Origin of the sequence: Sphingomonas faeni (assembly GCF_023195535.1) — a bacterium.
GTDB classification, from domain to species: Bacteria; Pseudomonadota; Alphaproteobacteria; order Sphingomonadales; family Sphingomonadaceae; genus Sphingomonas; species Sphingomonas faeni_B.
In genome coordinates, this window is sequence record NZ_JALPNF010000001.1 from 729,458 (window position 1) to 743,818 (window position 14,361).

A 14,361-nucleotide genomic window follows, 5' to 3' on the forward strand; every position below is an offset into this window, starting at 1 on the left:
TGGAGCGTAACATGTGGGGCCGCTGCCATGTTGCACCGCGCCCCGGTTAGGCTAAGGCGGCGCCATGATCCTCGTCGTCGACAATTACGACAGCTTCACCTGGAACCTCGTCCATTACCTGATGGAACTGGGCGCCGAGGTCGAAGTCGTCCGCAACGATGCGATCTCCGCCGGGCAGGCTCTGTCGTCGGGCGCGGACGCGTTCCTCATTTCCCCCGGCCCCTGCACGCCGACCGAGGCGGGGGTGAGCCTCGACCTCGTCGCGGCCTGCGCGGACGCGGGCAAGCCGTTGCTCGGCGTGTGCCTCGGCCACCAGGCGATCGGCCAGCATTTCGGCGGCAAGGTCGAGCGTGGCGGGCTCATGCACGGCAAGACCTCGCCCGTGCTGCATGACGATACCGGGCTGTACGCCGGATTGCCCTCCCCCTTCATCGCCACGCGCTATCACTCGCTGATCGTCAACGCGGTCCCCGACACGCTGGTGGTGAATGCGACCGCGCAGGACGGCACTGTCATGGGCTTCCGCCACAAGACGCTGCCGATCCACGGCGTGCAGTTCCATCCGGAAAGCATCGCGACCGAGCACGGCCACGCGATGCTCGCCAACTTCCTGAAGATGGCCGACATCCCGGTGAATGCGCGCGAAGGCCTGAAGGTATGAGCGCGACCTTTATCCTCCGTCACCCCGGACCAGTTCCGGGGTCCACGGTTCCGCACGCTCGCCGGCCGACGAAAACGCGGAACGGTGGATGCCGGAACGAGCCCGGCATGACGGTGCTAGTATGACTACGATGACCCTCCTCCCAGACCCCAGCTCCCCCCTCTCCCGCGAGTCCGCCCGCGAGGCGTTCTCCGACATCCTCGACGCACGCGTCAGCGACGACGCGATCGCCACCTTCCTGATCAATCTCGCGACCCGCGGCGAAACCAGCATCGAGATCGCCGAAGCCGCGCGCGCTCTCCGCAACCGGATGATCCCGATCGACGCGCCCGCCGGCGCGATCGACGTCTGCGGCACCGGCGGGGACGGCCACCACACGTTGAACGTTTCGACCGCCGTCGCCCTCGTCGTCGCAGCCACCGGCGTCCCCGTCGCCAAGCACGGCAACCGCGCCGCCTCCAGCAAGGCCGGCGCCGCGGACACGCTGGAAGTCCTCGGCCTCGACATGGACCGCGCCGGCGCCACTGCTGAAGCAAGCCTCAACGAGATCGGCATCGCCTTCCTGTTCGCCGCCAACCACCACCCGGCGATGAAGCGCATCACCCCGATCCGCCAGCGCATCGGCAAGCGCACGATCTTCAACCTGATGGGCCCGCTCGCTAACCCCGCCGGCACCACCCGCCAGCTGATCGGCATCGCCCGCCCCGACTACGTATCGCTCTATGCCGACGCGCTGGAGCAACTCGGCACCGAAGCCGCTCTGGTGGTCTCGGGCGAAGAGGGCCTCGACGAGCTGTCGGGCGCCGGCCCCAGCATCGTAGCCTCGGTCGGCAGCGTCGCGCTGCCCGCTCGGATCACGCCCGAAGATGCAGGCCTCACCCGCCACGCGATCACCGATATCCGCGGCGGCGATGCGGCGCACAATGCCGACGCGCTCCGCCGCCTGCTCAGGGGCGAGGCTGGCCCCTACCGCGACGCCGTCCTGCTCAACGCCGCCGCGGCCTTGATGGTCGCGGGCACCGTCCCCACTCTCGTCGAAGGCGCCGCGCAAGCCGCCGCCGCCCTAGACACCGGCAGCGCCGACGCGTTGCTCGCCCGCTGGATCGCCTACTGACATGACCATGCTCGACCGTATCCTCGAGACCAAGCGCGCCGAAGTCGCTGCGCGTAAAGCCACCACCTCGCTCGCCGATATCGACGCCGGCATCGCCCGCATGTCGAAACCTCGCGGCTTCCGCGCCGCGCTCGACGCGAAGACCGGCTACGCGCTGGTCGCCGAGGTCAAGAAGGCAAGCCCCTCGAAAGGCCTGATCCGCGCAGACTTCGATCCCGTAGCCCACGCTCGCGCCTACGAAGCCGGCGGCGCCGCGTGCCTGTCAGTGCTGACCGACGAAAAATGGTTCCAGGGCTCCGACGCCTATCTGACCGCGGCCCGCGACGCCGTCTCGATCCCCGTCCTGCGGAAAGACTTCATGGTCGATCCGTGGCAGTCGACCGAGGCGCGCGCGATCGGTGCGGACTGCATCCTGATCATCGTCGCCGCGCTCGACGACGTCCAGATGGCCGAGATCGAGGCGTCCGCGCTCGAATGCGGCATGGACGTCCTGGTCGAGGTCCACGACGCGCATGAGATGGAGCGCGCACTGAAGCTCAAGTCGCGCCTGATCGGCGTCAACAACCGCGACCTGCGCGACTTCACCGTCGATTTCCAGCGCACCTACGACCTCGTCGGCAAGGCGCCCAAGGACTGCACCTTCGTCGCCGAGAGCGGTCTCACGACCCGCGCGGAACTCGACGCGATGGCCGAGCACGACATCCGCTGCTTCCTGATCGGCGAAGCGCTCATGCGGCGGAACGACGTCGAAGCCGCCACCCGGGCGCTAGTGGGTTGACCGGCTTAACCCACATCGACGAGGCCGGCGCGGCAAGGATGGTCGACGTCGGTGGCAAGACCGTCACCGCCCGCGAAGCCGTCGCCTCCGGCCGCATCACCATGTCCACCGAAGCCGCCGCGGCGATCGGCGCCGGCACCGCAAAGAAGGGCGACGTCCTTGCCGTCGCCCGCGTCGCCGGCATCATGGCCGCCAAACGCACCAGCGACCTGATCCCGCTCTGCCACCCGCTCCCGCTGACCAAGGTCGAGATCGAACTGGTCGTCGACGAAACCGGCGTAACCGCCACCGCCACCGCCTCGACCGAAGGCAAGACCGGCGTCGAGATGGAAGCCCTGACCGCTGCGACGGTAACGCTCCTCACGATCTACGACATGGCGAAAGCAATCGACAAGACAATGGTCCTCTCCGACATCCGCGTCAGAGCAAAGAGCGGCGGAAAATCCGGCAACTGGACGGCGTAACGAGGAACCCTCTCTCCAAAGGGGAGAGGGAAAGACGCCAAAGGCGGCGAGGGTGAGGGCAAGCCCAGCAAGACGCGCTCGGCTAAATCCCCTCAATCCCCATCCATAGACCAGTCATGGTACTCCACGATCGTAGACTCCACCGGCCGCCCCGCCGCATCCAGCGAAGGGTCATACCGAAACCGCTGCTCGATCAGCCGACACGTCAAATTGTCCAGCACCCGGCTTCCGCTCGACCGGGTCGCCCGGCACCGCGACACCCGTCCGCTGACCTCGACGGTATAGCGCACCCAAACGATCCCGCTGATGCCCGTATCCGGCGCATCGCGCGGATAGTCCGAGTCCCGCAACCGCCCGCTGCGCCACTCCGGCGGCGTCTCCTCGCCACCCCCGCCGTCGCCATCGCCATACCCTCCGCTCCCGGTTCCATTACCGATCCCGCCACTCCCGGTCCCCGGCCCACGCACATTCGAAGCGCCCGAATTCGCCTCCGCACCCACCCCAGCCTTCTCCGCCACGACAACCGGCGGCGGCACGACGATCGGCACCACCGGCGGCGGCGCGACCACCTCGGTAGCCTTCGACTTCAGGTTCGGCGGCGACGCGGCCCCCTCGGGCTTGCGACTAGGCGAAGGTCGAGGCCTGACCTTCTCCTCGGGCGGCGGCGGGGGCGGCGCCACGCTGAACACCTTCAACGCGTCCGTGACGGCCGCCGGCAGCGGCACCACCAACCCATAGATCAGCGCATAGCCCAGCAACCCCGACACCAGGACCGCGCCCGTCGCCGCCCCGATCCTGTCTATCGCCCGCGGCTGATTGCGTGTCATCATACTGATCTGGTGTCTCTTTCCCCCCAAACAAAGCCCCGTAAAGGATGAACCCTCGCTGGCTGGAGGTTCGAGGGACGCGTTAGACGATCACCCGCAGCCTAGCCCGCCCGGAAGAAAACAGTCCCCCAAATCCACCCCGGCGAAGGCCGGGGCCCAATTGGGAACGCCAACATTATAGCAACCGCCATCCGCCCAACCCTTTGCTTCCCCGCGAAGGCGGGGACCCACACTGGACTCTCGCCTTCGCGGGAGAACAAGGAGGCGGTAGCAACCGTTCGAAATCGATCAGCCCAAAGCGCCCTCAACGGCCCGCCGCCCCCCTCGCTCAGCCAACAACACCTGTCCTACACCCGGAACCCGTGACAGAGCATGGAACATACCCCCGCACCCCGCGCTTCCCCCTTATTCGCGCCCCAAAGCACAAACCGCCAAACCGCTCCTAGCGGCTATACTTCCTACACTTCACCCTTCAGAACTGCCCGGAAACAGAGCCTTCATGACCCTAGTCCCCGTCGCCGAAGCCCAGACCCGCCTCTTCACCATGGCCCCTCGCGTCGGCCACGAGACCGTCCCCTTACGCGAAGCAGCCGGCCGCTGGGCCGCGGAGGACATCCTCGCCCGCCGCACGCAGCCGGCCGCCGACCTCTCGGCAATGGACGGCTACGCGATCCGCTTCGAAGACCTCCCCGGCCCCTGGAAAGTCATCGGCGAAAGCGCCGCCGGCCGCCCCTTCCCCGGCAAAGTCGCCCCCGGCCAAGCCACACGCATCTTCACCGGCGCCGCGATACCCGAAGGCGCCGACACCGTCATGGTCCAGGAAGAGGCCGAGCGCGACGGCACCACCCTGATCCTAGCCGGCGAAGGTCCGCCGACGTTCGGCCGCAACACCCGCCGCAAAGGCCTCGACTTCTCAACCGGCACCCGCCTGATCGCCGCCGGCGACCGCCTCAGCCCGGCGCGCATCGCCGTCGCCGCGACCGGCGGCCACGGCCGCCTGACCGTCAACCGCCGCGTCCGCGTCGCCGTCGCCGCCACCGGCGACGAACTCGTCCCCCCCGGCTCCACGACCGACGGCGTCGCACTGCCCGAATCGAACGGCATCATGCTGGCGGCAATGCTCGCCGACATGCCCGTCGACATCATCGACCTCGGAATTCTCCCCGACAATCTCGAAATCCTCCGCGACGCGTTCGCCAGCGTCCAAGCCGACCTGCTCGTCACAACTGGCGGCGCGTCGGTGGGCGATCACGACCTGGTCCGCCCCGCAATAGAGGCGGCCGGCGGCACGATAGATTTCTGGCGGATCGCGCTTCGCCCCGGCAAGCCGATGATGGCCGGCCGGATCGGCGAAATGATGGTGCTCGGCCTCCCCGGCAACCCGGTTTCCGCGTTCGTCACCGCCACGCTGTTCGTGAAGCCGGTTGTCGCACACATGGCCGGCGCGCGCGACCCGCTTCCCCAGTCGACCCACTCGCTGCTCGGCGAAGACCTCCCCGCTAACAACGCGCGCACCGACTATCTCCGCGCCGAACTGCGGGACGGCAAGGCCTATGCCTCGACGATCCAGGACAGCTCGATGCTGCTGACGCTGGCCCGCTCGACCTGCCTCATCGTCCGCGCCGGCAACGCGCCGGTGGCATACCAAGGCGAATCGGCGGAAATCCTCGTTATCGCGTGATACGAGCGCTTGACGCCGTTAATTATGTTCCATAGAAGTTCCCAGTCTGTTCCGGACGGAGAACCGCCATGCTCACGCGCAAGCAGCACGAACTCGTCTGCTTCATCAACGATCGCCTCAACGAAACCGGCGTCTCGCCGTCGTTCGAGGAGATGAAGGACGCGCTCGACCTCAAGTCGAAGTCAGGCGTCCACCGTCTGATCAGCGCGCTCGAGGAGCGCAACTTCATCCGCCGCCTGCCGAACCGCGCGCGCGCACTCGAAGTGCTGCGCATGCCCGAGCGTGCGGAGAAAAAGGCGCCGTCGAAGGCGTCGAACGTCAAGGCGGCCCCCACCGCCGCCACGCCACAACCGGCCAACGACGTCATCGAGATTCCCCTCCACGGCCGCATCGCCGCCGGCGTCCCGATCGAGGCGTTCGAAGGCAGCACGATGCTAGCCGTACCCGCCGCGTTGCTCGGCACCGGCGAACATTACGCGCTGGAAGTCTCCGGCGATTCGATGGTCGAAGCCGGCATCCTCGACGGCGACTACGCCTTGATCCGCCGCACCGAGACAGCTCGCGACGGCGAGATCGTCGTCGCCCTGATCGAAGACAGCGAAGCCACGCTCAAATACTTCCGCCGCGAAGGCGCCATGGTCCGCCTCGACCCAGCCAACCGCGCCTACGACCCCCAACGCTACGCCCCCGCGCAAGTCCGCGTGCAAGGCAAACTCTCCGGCATCCTCCGCCGCTACGACTGAGCTGCCAGCGCCTACTCTGCGCAGCATAAAGAATATGTTCGCGCGGAGACGCGGAGCCGCGGAGGTTTTTCGGTTGGGTAGAACCTTGCGCTTTAAAATGACCGCGGGAGGGACGGCCGGATAGTCTCTAACCTGGTCCGGTTCGTCGTCTAAGACACTGCTCCGCGCCTCCGCGTCTCCGCGTGAAAATTTATCGGCCGGCCAGCGCGCGCGTCCGCTGGTGATTTGGATCACGCGAAGGCGCAAGGGCGCGGAGATGTTGCGTTTTGGGGGACGCCTACTTCCACCTCGAAGCGGTCAAGGCGACGAGGCTGCTCAATCCTTCATGGAGTTCGGGATGGTCTCCCGATCGCCATCACCGGCGCGCCTTTGCGCCGTTGCGTGAACATCGTACTTCCTGCGGCCTTGGACGGCCCGAAATCCAGACGTCTCATCTTGAAACCGAGCGTGCCGCGATCTCAAAATATGCGCAGGACGTTTGAGGACGGGCGGATCGCGCCAGGGATGGCGATCGCCTGCAGTCAGTATCGTGACGACCGTCCCGGTCCCCAAGGTCAGCGCGACCCCGCCTGTCCGACGCAGAACACGGCGATCCAGCTTCAGCCACCGCGGCACGCAACGTTTAGGCAGACCGCGTTCGCTGACCACGACGTCGGCGCTACGACACGCGGAAATAAGTTCGCCGATCGGCACCATATAAGCGCTGCGCGTCGCAAGGATCCGCCACATCCGTCCTCGCGCGGCGATATCGGTGACGCACAGATCGCGGCTGCATCGTGCATCGGGCTGGTCCGCAAGCAGGAGTGGCTCACCATCCACCCCGCCATTCTCGGCGAGCATGTCGCGCGTATAATCGCCGGCCCGGTCGCGCAGCATAGCCAGTCCCGCCGCCGTCCGCACCGCCACGTGGCGGCCGTCACCGGTAACGAGAACATCGGGTGCAGGTGTCGTCAACGCCCAGATCGCACCGGCGGCGAGCGGCAGCAGTCCCAGTCGGCGCAACCGCGTCCGCCACAACGCAATCCAGATACCGCCGATCACCATCAGCGCGAATGCTGGCGTCGGCATTGCGGGCAAGGATCGTACCGAACCCGGCGCGTCGGCGACGATATGGGCCAACCATAGCAGCGCATCGAGCGACCGCTGCACCAGCCACCAGACCGGTGCGCCCAGGCCGCCAGCGTCGAGTAGCAACGCCAACGCCTCCAGCGGCATCACTACGAACGTCGTCAGCGGGATCGCGACGATGTTGGCGAACGCGCCGTACAGGCCCGCCTTGTGGAAATGATAGACCGCGATCGGCATCAGCGCGAATTCGACCAGCAGCCCCGTCAGCAGCAGCGACGCGACGCCGCGCGCGAGTCTACGCCCGCGCCCCTCGTCATGCGGGCCGAAGAACGCGCGGATCACCGGATGTTCGTGCAACGCCATGATCGCGGTGATCGCCGCAAACGAGAGCTGAAAGCTCGGCCCGGCCGCCGATTCGGGCAGGACCAGCATCACGCACGCGGCGCCGGCTGCGACGAGCCGCAAAGTCATCGCCTCGCGTCCCATCGCCAGCGCCGCCAGCACGAGCAGAGCGGCGACACACGACCGGATCGTCGGCACCTGGCTTCCAGTCAGCAACGTATAGCCGATCGCCGCCGCCGCACCCGCCAACGCGGCAATCAACGGCAGTCGCGCGTGCAAAGCCAGCCACGGACTGAGCGCCAGCAGACGCAACACGATCAGCATCGTCGCCGCCACCGCCGCGGTGATGTGCAATCCGCTAACAGACAACAGATGTGCGAGCCCCGCCCGGCGCATCGCCTCCGAATCCTCCTCGCTGATCGCGCCGACGTCGCCGGTCGCAAGGGCGGCGGCGATACCGCCCGCACTGCCATCCAGCCGCGAGACGATATGGTGCGAGAGCGCGACGCGGATGCCGGCACCCGATTCGCTCGACCTTGTCACGACCACCGGTGCGAAACCGCGCCCCGTCGCGCCGATACCACCAAACCACGCGACGCGCGCGAAATCGTACGCGCCCGGCACCGCGGGCAGCGGCGGTGGCATCAGCCGTGCCCGCAACTGGATGACCGCCCCCGTCCCCAGCAGCTTCGGCGCATCTGCCTCCGCCAGATTGACGCGGACGCGGTACGGCAAGGCGACTGGCTGCCCGTTGGTCTCCACCCCCTTCCCAACCGGCAATACCGTCAGCCGAACCAGCTTCCGCGCCGCCAACGGTTCGATCGCCTCGACCTTCGCCGAGAAACGCGCGATCGTCGGACCGCCCAGAACCGGCCGCGCCACCCATTCCGATCGCGCCCAGATCAACCCGAGCCCCAGCGCCGCCGTCAGCAACCCGATCGCCAGCGCGCGCGCCGCACGCCCACCCTGCCCCACGGCCAGGCACGCAAGCCCGCTCGCCACCAACAGCAGCACCGCCACGCACCACGCTGCCGGGTCCGGCAACGCAAACCACAAAGCGATCCCGCCGCCCAGCATCACCGGCAACCACAGCACCAGCTGGTCGCGCTCCGCCTCCAGCCAACGCTCGACCGCCAGCCCCCCGCCCTTCACGGCAAGCCCGACGACAGCCCCCCATCGCGGCACGCCCATTTGTCGCCGCCAAGGACGCATGCTAGGGGCGGCGACGGCTGTCATGGCCATCGTTTCTCCATTGTTTCATCAGTCTGGGAGCACCCGCGGTTGGGCGCAATATCTGATACGGGCACCGCCAATTCGGCCGCACCCGTGGTTACCCGTTTCGCTCCGTCGCCGACGGGCTTCCTGCATCTTGGCGGCGCGCGCACCGCGCTGTTCAACTGGCTGTTCGCGAAAGCAAACGGGGGTAAATTCCTGCTGCGGATCGAGGATACCGACCGGGTCCGCTCGACCCAGCCGGCGATCGACGCGATCATCGACGGGATGCGCTGGCTCGGGCTCGACTGGGACGGCGACGTCGTCATGCAGTTCGCCGGCGCCGAGCGCCACGCGCAGGTCGCGCACGAAATGGTGGCAAACGGCCACGCCTATCGCTGCTACATGACCAACGACGAAATCGCCGCGATGCGCGCCGAGGCGCAGGCCGCGAAGAAGCCGCTCCGCATCCGCAGCCCGTGGCGCGATCGACCGGCGAGCGAAGCCCCCGACTTGCCCCACGTCGTCCGCCTGCGCGCCCCGCAGGAAGGTGCCGTCACGATCGAGGACCGCGTACAAGGCGCCGTCACGGTCAAGAACGAAGAGATCGACGACCTGGTCCTGCTCCGCTCGGACGGTACGCCGACCTACATGCTCGCCGTCGTCGTCGACGATCACGACATGGGCGTCACCCACGTCATCCGCGGCGACGATCATCTCAACAATGCGTTCCGGCAGCTGCCGATCTACCGCGCGATGGGCTGGCCCGAGCCGATCTACGCGCACATCCCGCTGATCCACGGCCCCGACGGCGCCAAGCTGTCGAAGCGTCACGGCGCGGTCGGCATCGAGGCGTATCGCGACGAGATGGGCATCCTGCCCGAGGCGTTCGATAATTACCTGCTCCGGCTCGGTTGGGGTCACGGCGACGACGAGATCATCAGCCGCGACCAGGCGGTCGAGTGGTTCGACCTGTCGGGCGTCGGCAAGTCGCCCTCGCGCTTTGATCTCAAGAAGCTAGAGAATCTCAACGGCCATTATATCCGCGAGGCCGACGATGCGCGGCTAGCGCAGCTTGCGGCCGACCGGCTCGGTCACGGTTTGCCGGACGGCGGATTGGCGCTTCTGACTCGGGCGATGCCGGTCCTGAAGCCACGTGCAGCAAACCTGAACGAGCTGGCCGAAGGGTCGAATTTCCTGTTCAGCCAGCGTCCTTTGGCGATGGATGACGCCGCGGCGAGCCTTTTACAGGGTGAAGCGAGTGCGATTTTGGCGAATGCGCATGCTGAACTTGACGCGCTCGACAAGTGGGATACGGAAGCGCTCGAAGGTGCGGTACGGCGCGTGGCCGAAGCCCGGGGCGTCAAACTCGGGCAGGTCGCACAGCCGCTTCGTGCCGCACTGACGGGACGCAAGACGTCGCCGGGAATATTCGACGTGCTCGACCTGCTCGGGCGCGACGAGAGCCTCGGTCGGATCGCCGACCGGATGGCTAGCTGATAAGATTTCGAGGAAGGATACAAGCATGAGCGAGACCGCAACCCTCAAGGTCGACGGCAAGGATTTCGATTATCCGGTGATGTCCGGAACGGTCGGACCCGACGTCATCGATATCCGCAAGCTGTACGCACAGACGGACAATTTCACCTATGATCCGGGCTTCACCTCGACGGCGTCGTGCCAGTCGAAGCTGACCTATATCGATGGTGACGCGGGCACGTTGCTGCACCGCGGCTACACGATCGGCGAGCTGGCCGAGAAGTCGAACTTCATGGAAGTCGCCTATCTGCTGCTCAACGGCGAACTGCCGAGCGAAGACGAGCTGGCGAACTTCTCGAACACGATCACCCGCCACACGATGGTGCACGAGCAGCTCGCGCAGTTCTTCCGTGGCTTCCGCCGCGATGCGCATCCGATGGCGATCCTGTGCGGCGTCGTCGGCGCGCTGTCGGCCTTCTATCACGATTCGACCGACATCCACGATCCGGCACAGCGCGTCATCGCGTCGCATCGCCTGATCGCCAAGATGCCGACGATCGCCGCGATGGCGTACAAGTACAGCGTCGGCCAGCCGTTCGTCTATCCGGACAACACGCTGAGCTACACCGGCAATTTCCTGAAGATGACGTTCGGCGTGCCGGCCGAGAAGTATGTCGTGAACCCGATCGTTGAAAAGGCGATGGACCGCATCTTCATCCTTCACGCCGACCACGAGCAGAACGCGTCGACCTCGACCGTTCGTCTCGCCGGCTCGTCGGGCGCCAACCCGTTCGCATGCATCGCCGCCGGCATCGCCTGCCTGTGGGGCCCCGCGCACGGCGGCGCGAACGAGGCCGCGCTCAACATGCTGCACGAGATCGGCACGGTCGACCGCATCCCCGAGTATATCGCGCGCGCCAAGGACAAGAACGATCCGTTCCGCCTGATGGGCTTCGGTCACCGCGTATACAAGAACTACGACCCGCGCGCGGCCGTCATGCAGACGACCGTCAAGGAAGTGCTCGGCGAACTGGGCGTCACCGATCCCGTGTTCGACGTCGCGATCGAGCTCGAGCGTCTGGCGCTCAGCGATCCGTACTTCATCGAGAAGAAGCTGTTCCCGAACGTCGATTTCTACTCGGGCGTGATCCTGTCGGCGATCGGCTTCCCGACCTCGATGTTCACCGTCCTCTTCGCGCTCGCCCGCACCGTCGGCTGGGTCGCGCAGTGGAACGAGATGATCACCGATCCCGACCAGAAGATCGGCCGTCCGCGTCAGCTGTACAGCGGCCCGACCGCACGTGACTACGTCCCGATGGCGTCACGCTGATGAAAACGCTCCGGCCGATCCTGATGGTCGTCGGCGTGCTCAGCGCGCTGATGGGTCTGCTCTGGATCGGCCAGGGGCTCGGTTACGTCCATTGGCCGCAGTCGAGCTTCATGCTCGACCAGCGGCCATGGGCGGATCGCGGCGCATTCCTCGCCGCATTCGGCCTTGCGCTGATATTAGTGGCGCGCCGGATCCGCCGGTAACGTCAGCACGAACCGCGCACCCTCGCCGGGTGCGCTCTCGATCGTGAGATCCCCCTGCATCGCCCGCGCCAGCCGCCGTGCGATGTACAGGCCAAGCCCGTTGCCGCCGGCCTCCGACGGATCGACCCGCTCGAACTTCTCGAAAATCCGTACCTGATCCTCGGGCGCGACACCCTTGCCCTTGTCCGCGACCACGACGACCGCGTGGCTTTCGGTGCGCGTCACGGTGACGATCACCTGCGCACCACGCGGCGAATAGCGCACCGCGTTGCCGACCAGATTGACGAGGATCTGCAGCACGCGCCGGAAATCGCCGAGCGCCGCGACGCGCATGTCGACCGGCGGTCGCGCGATCATGACATCGGCATTGGCCGCGCGAACCGACAACAGCCCCGCCGCACGACGCGCGACATCGGCGAGATCGATCGGCTCGGGCAGCAGTGTGAAATCGGGCCGCTCGACCGCCTGTAGATCGACAAGGTCATCGACCAGTTCAAGCAGATGGCGGCCGGCGCTGGCGATATCCGCCGCGTAATCGGCATAGTCGCCCTGCACCGGACCATCGGCCTGCGCATTGATGCTGTCGGCATTGGCGACGATCCGCGCGAGGGGAATGCGCAACGCCTTGTCCAGGCCACTCGTGAAGGTCGGCGAGAGCGTCGCGGTTTCGGCGGGCGGTGCGATGTCCTCGACCACCATCCGCGCCGTGCCGACGAACCCCGCGAAATCCCCCGAGGCATCGTGCCGAACGGTCGCGGTCAGCGTCACCGCGCGCCCAGAACTCCGCAGCCGCGCGGGTTGCGCCGTCATCGGCCGGCGCCGGGCGAGCGAATCGAGGATCGGCAACGTCCCGTCGGTTCCGATATCGAGCGCGAACATCGCCGTCAGCGGCTGGCCGAGCAGCGCGAACGCGTCGAAACCATGCTTCGGCCCGGCATCCAGCGTCACGAACGTCAGCCGCAACGCCGCGTCGGTCTCCCACCGCCAATCGGTCTCGCTGCCGAGAACATCATCCGGTGCACCCGGTGCAGGTCGGGTCGGACGCCACGCGGCGATCTCGCGCCAGCCACTCACCGTCAGGCGCACATTCTCGCCGTCCGGTTGCGCGCGCACCCAGAGATCGACATCGGCTTCGTCGTCGGCGACCACCACGCCGCGCGACACGACGATGCCCAGTCGCCGTGCAAGCCGCACGATCGTCGCGAGTTGCGGCACGGCGAGCGGCGCCCCGCGCATGCCGCCGGCCCGCTGGTTGAGCGCGATCAATGCCGGGTCCGCGAACGACAGCGATCCATCGGGCGCGACGATGCCGTGCGCGATCGGGCTTTCGGTCGATGGATCGAACAGACTCATCGCCGTTCCGTACGCGCCAGCGCGCGCAACGCCATCCGAAAATCACGGTCGAGCGCCAGCGGCGCGATCGACGCGCGCGCGTCCTCCACGCCGATCGAGACGATCGCGTCGAGCGCGTCCGCGAACTCTTCGATATCCCGGCGCGGATCCGCCTCCGACAGCGCGAGGCCGATTCGGGCGATCGTCGGCCGATCCATGTCGAGCGCACGCAACGCAAGCCAAAGCCGATCGCCCTCGGGATCGAGCGTGATCGCCCGCGCCTGATCGAACGCGATGCCCAGCGCATGCGCCAGCACCGCGACAAACAGGGAAAGCCGCCGGTCGCCGATCGATTCGACCAGCACCGCCGGCAACTCATTGGGCCGCGCATCGAGCGCCGCCGCCAGCCGTGTCGCCACCGCATCGGGCCGCTCGCCCTCGTCATGTGCCGCCAGACTGCGCTGTGCCGCATCGGTGATCGCGCGGTCGGTCTCGCGGGTCGGCGACGTCAAGCCGTCGCGGATCGCCGCGGCCACCCACCAGACCAGTCGGTGGTGCTGCTCCGCGGGCAGTTCGCTGCCTCCGACCGCACCCTGCTCGTTCGCCACCCGCCGCCGACTTTCCGCCGCGAGCAATGCCGATGCCGCCGACGCCACGACGCTGTCGGGCACACCGGCCAAACGTACGAGCAGGCTCGCCTCGTCGGGTTCCGCCACCTCGACCGGCAGCGACGCCGCGATCAGATCGTGGCGGACGCGGGCGATCAGTTCGTCCATCAGGTCTTCGTCATGCAGCAGGCCCGCGCGTGTCAGCCGTTGCAGGACGGTGCCCGCGCCTGCCTTCAGGATCGCCTCGCCTGCCTCCGTCGCGCCGGCACCGGCCAGCAACCGCGCCGCATGTCGCCGGATATCCCATTCGATCGCCCCGACGATCGCGCCGAGCACCTGTGCCAGCATCAGCCGCGTGCGATCGTCGATCCGTGCTTCCGCATCGAGGAAAAAGTCGGTGATCGTCCCGGCCAGCCGCGTCTCGGCCCGCAGGCGCGCAGCCTCGGCTCGCTGCACTGGATCATAGGACGGCATAGCGTCTTGCATCGTTGGGCCGACCGACATGATCCCGTGCTTAGC

13 protein-coding genes are annotated in these 14,361 nt (G+C 67.2%); 9 read left to right on the plus strand and 4 right to left on the minus strand.

Annotation, left to right across the window (positions count from 1 at the left end; genetic code table 11):
* The first annotated feature begins 64 nt into the window (after positions 1-64).
* From SPHN_RS02875 to moaC, 4 genes are all read left to right on the plus strand, one after another.
* Positions 65-661, plus strand: a complete 597-nt coding sequence (locus SPHN_RS02875) for an anthranilate synthase component II (RefSeq protein WP_248520966.1) — start codon at positions 65-67, stop codon at positions 659-661.
* 121 nt (positions 662-782) lie between these two features.
* Complete coding sequence (gene trpD, locus SPHN_RS02880; RefSeq protein ID WP_248520968.1) at positions 783-1,775, plus strand: anthranilate phosphoribosyltransferase; 993 nt, start codon at positions 783-785, stop codon at positions 1,773-1,775.
* Position 1,776: 1 nt separating this feature from the next.
* Positions 1,777-2,553, plus strand: a complete 777-nt coding sequence (gene trpC / locus SPHN_RS02885) for an indole-3-glycerol phosphate synthase TrpC (protein ID WP_248520970.1) — start codon at positions 1,777-1,779, stop codon at positions 2,551-2,553.
* Entirely contained in the window at positions 2,550-3,017 is a 468-nt protein-coding gene (gene moaC, locus SPHN_RS02890) for a cyclic pyranopterin monophosphate synthase MoaC (RefSeq protein WP_248520972.1), read from the plus strand. Before trpC ends, moaC begins: the two co-directional genes overlap by 4 nt.
* A 92-nt stretch (positions 3,018-3,109) precedes the next feature.
* Here the strand turns inward: moaC and SPHN_RS02895 are convergent, their stop codons facing one another.
* Positions 3,110-3,844 carry an energy transducer TonB gene (locus tag SPHN_RS02895; RefSeq protein ID WP_248520974.1) on the minus strand — a complete coding sequence of 245 codons (735 nt, stop codon included), beginning with the start codon at positions 3,842-3,844 and terminating at the stop codon, positions 3,110-3,112.
* A gap of 499 nt (positions 3,845-4,343) precedes the next feature.
* Here SPHN_RS02895 and SPHN_RS02900 point away from each other — a divergent pair, with 499 nt between their 5' ends.
* Both SPHN_RS02900 and lexA read left to right on the plus strand, forming a co-directional pair.
* Positions 4,344-5,525, plus strand: a complete 1,182-nt coding sequence (locus SPHN_RS02900; protein ID WP_248520976.1) for a molybdopterin molybdotransferase MoeA — start codon at positions 4,344-4,346, stop codon at positions 5,523-5,525.
* Between the two features lie 68 nt (positions 5,526-5,593).
* Positions 5,594-6,268 carry a transcriptional repressor LexA gene (lexA, locus tag SPHN_RS02905; protein ID WP_248520978.1) on the plus strand — a complete coding sequence of 225 codons (675 nt, stop codon included), beginning with the start codon at positions 5,594-5,596 and terminating at the stop codon, positions 6,266-6,268.
* A 315-nt stretch (positions 6,269-6,583) separates the two neighbouring features.
* Here the strand turns inward: lexA and SPHN_RS02910 are convergent, their stop codons facing one another.
* Positions 6,584-8,869 (minus strand): ComEC/Rec2 family competence protein, encoded by a 2,286-nt coding sequence (locus SPHN_RS02910; protein WP_248521472.1) that lies wholly within the window; start codon positions 8,867-8,869, stop codon positions 6,584-6,586.
* Positions 8,870-8,959: 90 nt separating this feature from the next.
* Between SPHN_RS02910 and gltX the strand changes: the two genes are divergently transcribed.
* The 3 genes from gltX to SPHN_RS02925 are packed head-to-tail and all read left to right on the plus strand — an operon-like array spanning position 8,960 to position 11,902.
* Entirely contained in the window at positions 8,960-10,390 is a 1,431-nt protein-coding gene (gltX, locus tag SPHN_RS02915; protein WP_248520980.1) for a glutamate--tRNA ligase, read from the plus strand.
* Positions 10,391-10,415: 25 nt separating this feature from the next.
* The gene (locus tag SPHN_RS02920; protein ID WP_248520981.1) at positions 10,416-11,699 is read left to right on the plus strand and encodes a citrate synthase; all 1,284 of its coding nucleotides are present in this window, start codon (positions 10,416-10,418) and stop codon (positions 11,697-11,699) included.
* Positions 11,699-11,902, plus strand: coding sequence for a hypothetical protein (locus SPHN_RS02925; RefSeq protein ID WP_056482223.1), 204 nt, complete (start codon positions 11,699-11,701; stop codon positions 11,900-11,902). The genes SPHN_RS02920 and SPHN_RS02925 overlap by 1 nt, the downstream gene beginning before the upstream one ends.
* On the opposite strand, the gene SPHN_RS02930 is transcribed toward SPHN_RS02925, so the two are convergent.
* Positions 11,876-13,255, minus strand: coding sequence for a sensor histidine kinase (locus tag SPHN_RS02930; protein ID WP_248520983.1), 1,380 nt, complete (start codon positions 13,253-13,255; stop codon positions 11,876-11,878). The two genes, SPHN_RS02925 and SPHN_RS02930, sit on opposite strands and share 27 nt — an antisense overlap.
* Positions 13,252-14,346, minus strand: coding sequence for a DUF2336 domain-containing protein (locus tag SPHN_RS02935; RefSeq protein WP_248520985.1), 1,095 nt, complete (start codon positions 14,344-14,346; stop codon positions 13,252-13,254). The genes SPHN_RS02930 and SPHN_RS02935 overlap by 4 nt, the downstream gene beginning before the upstream one ends.
* Between the last annotated feature and the right edge of the window lie 15 nt (positions 14,347-14,361).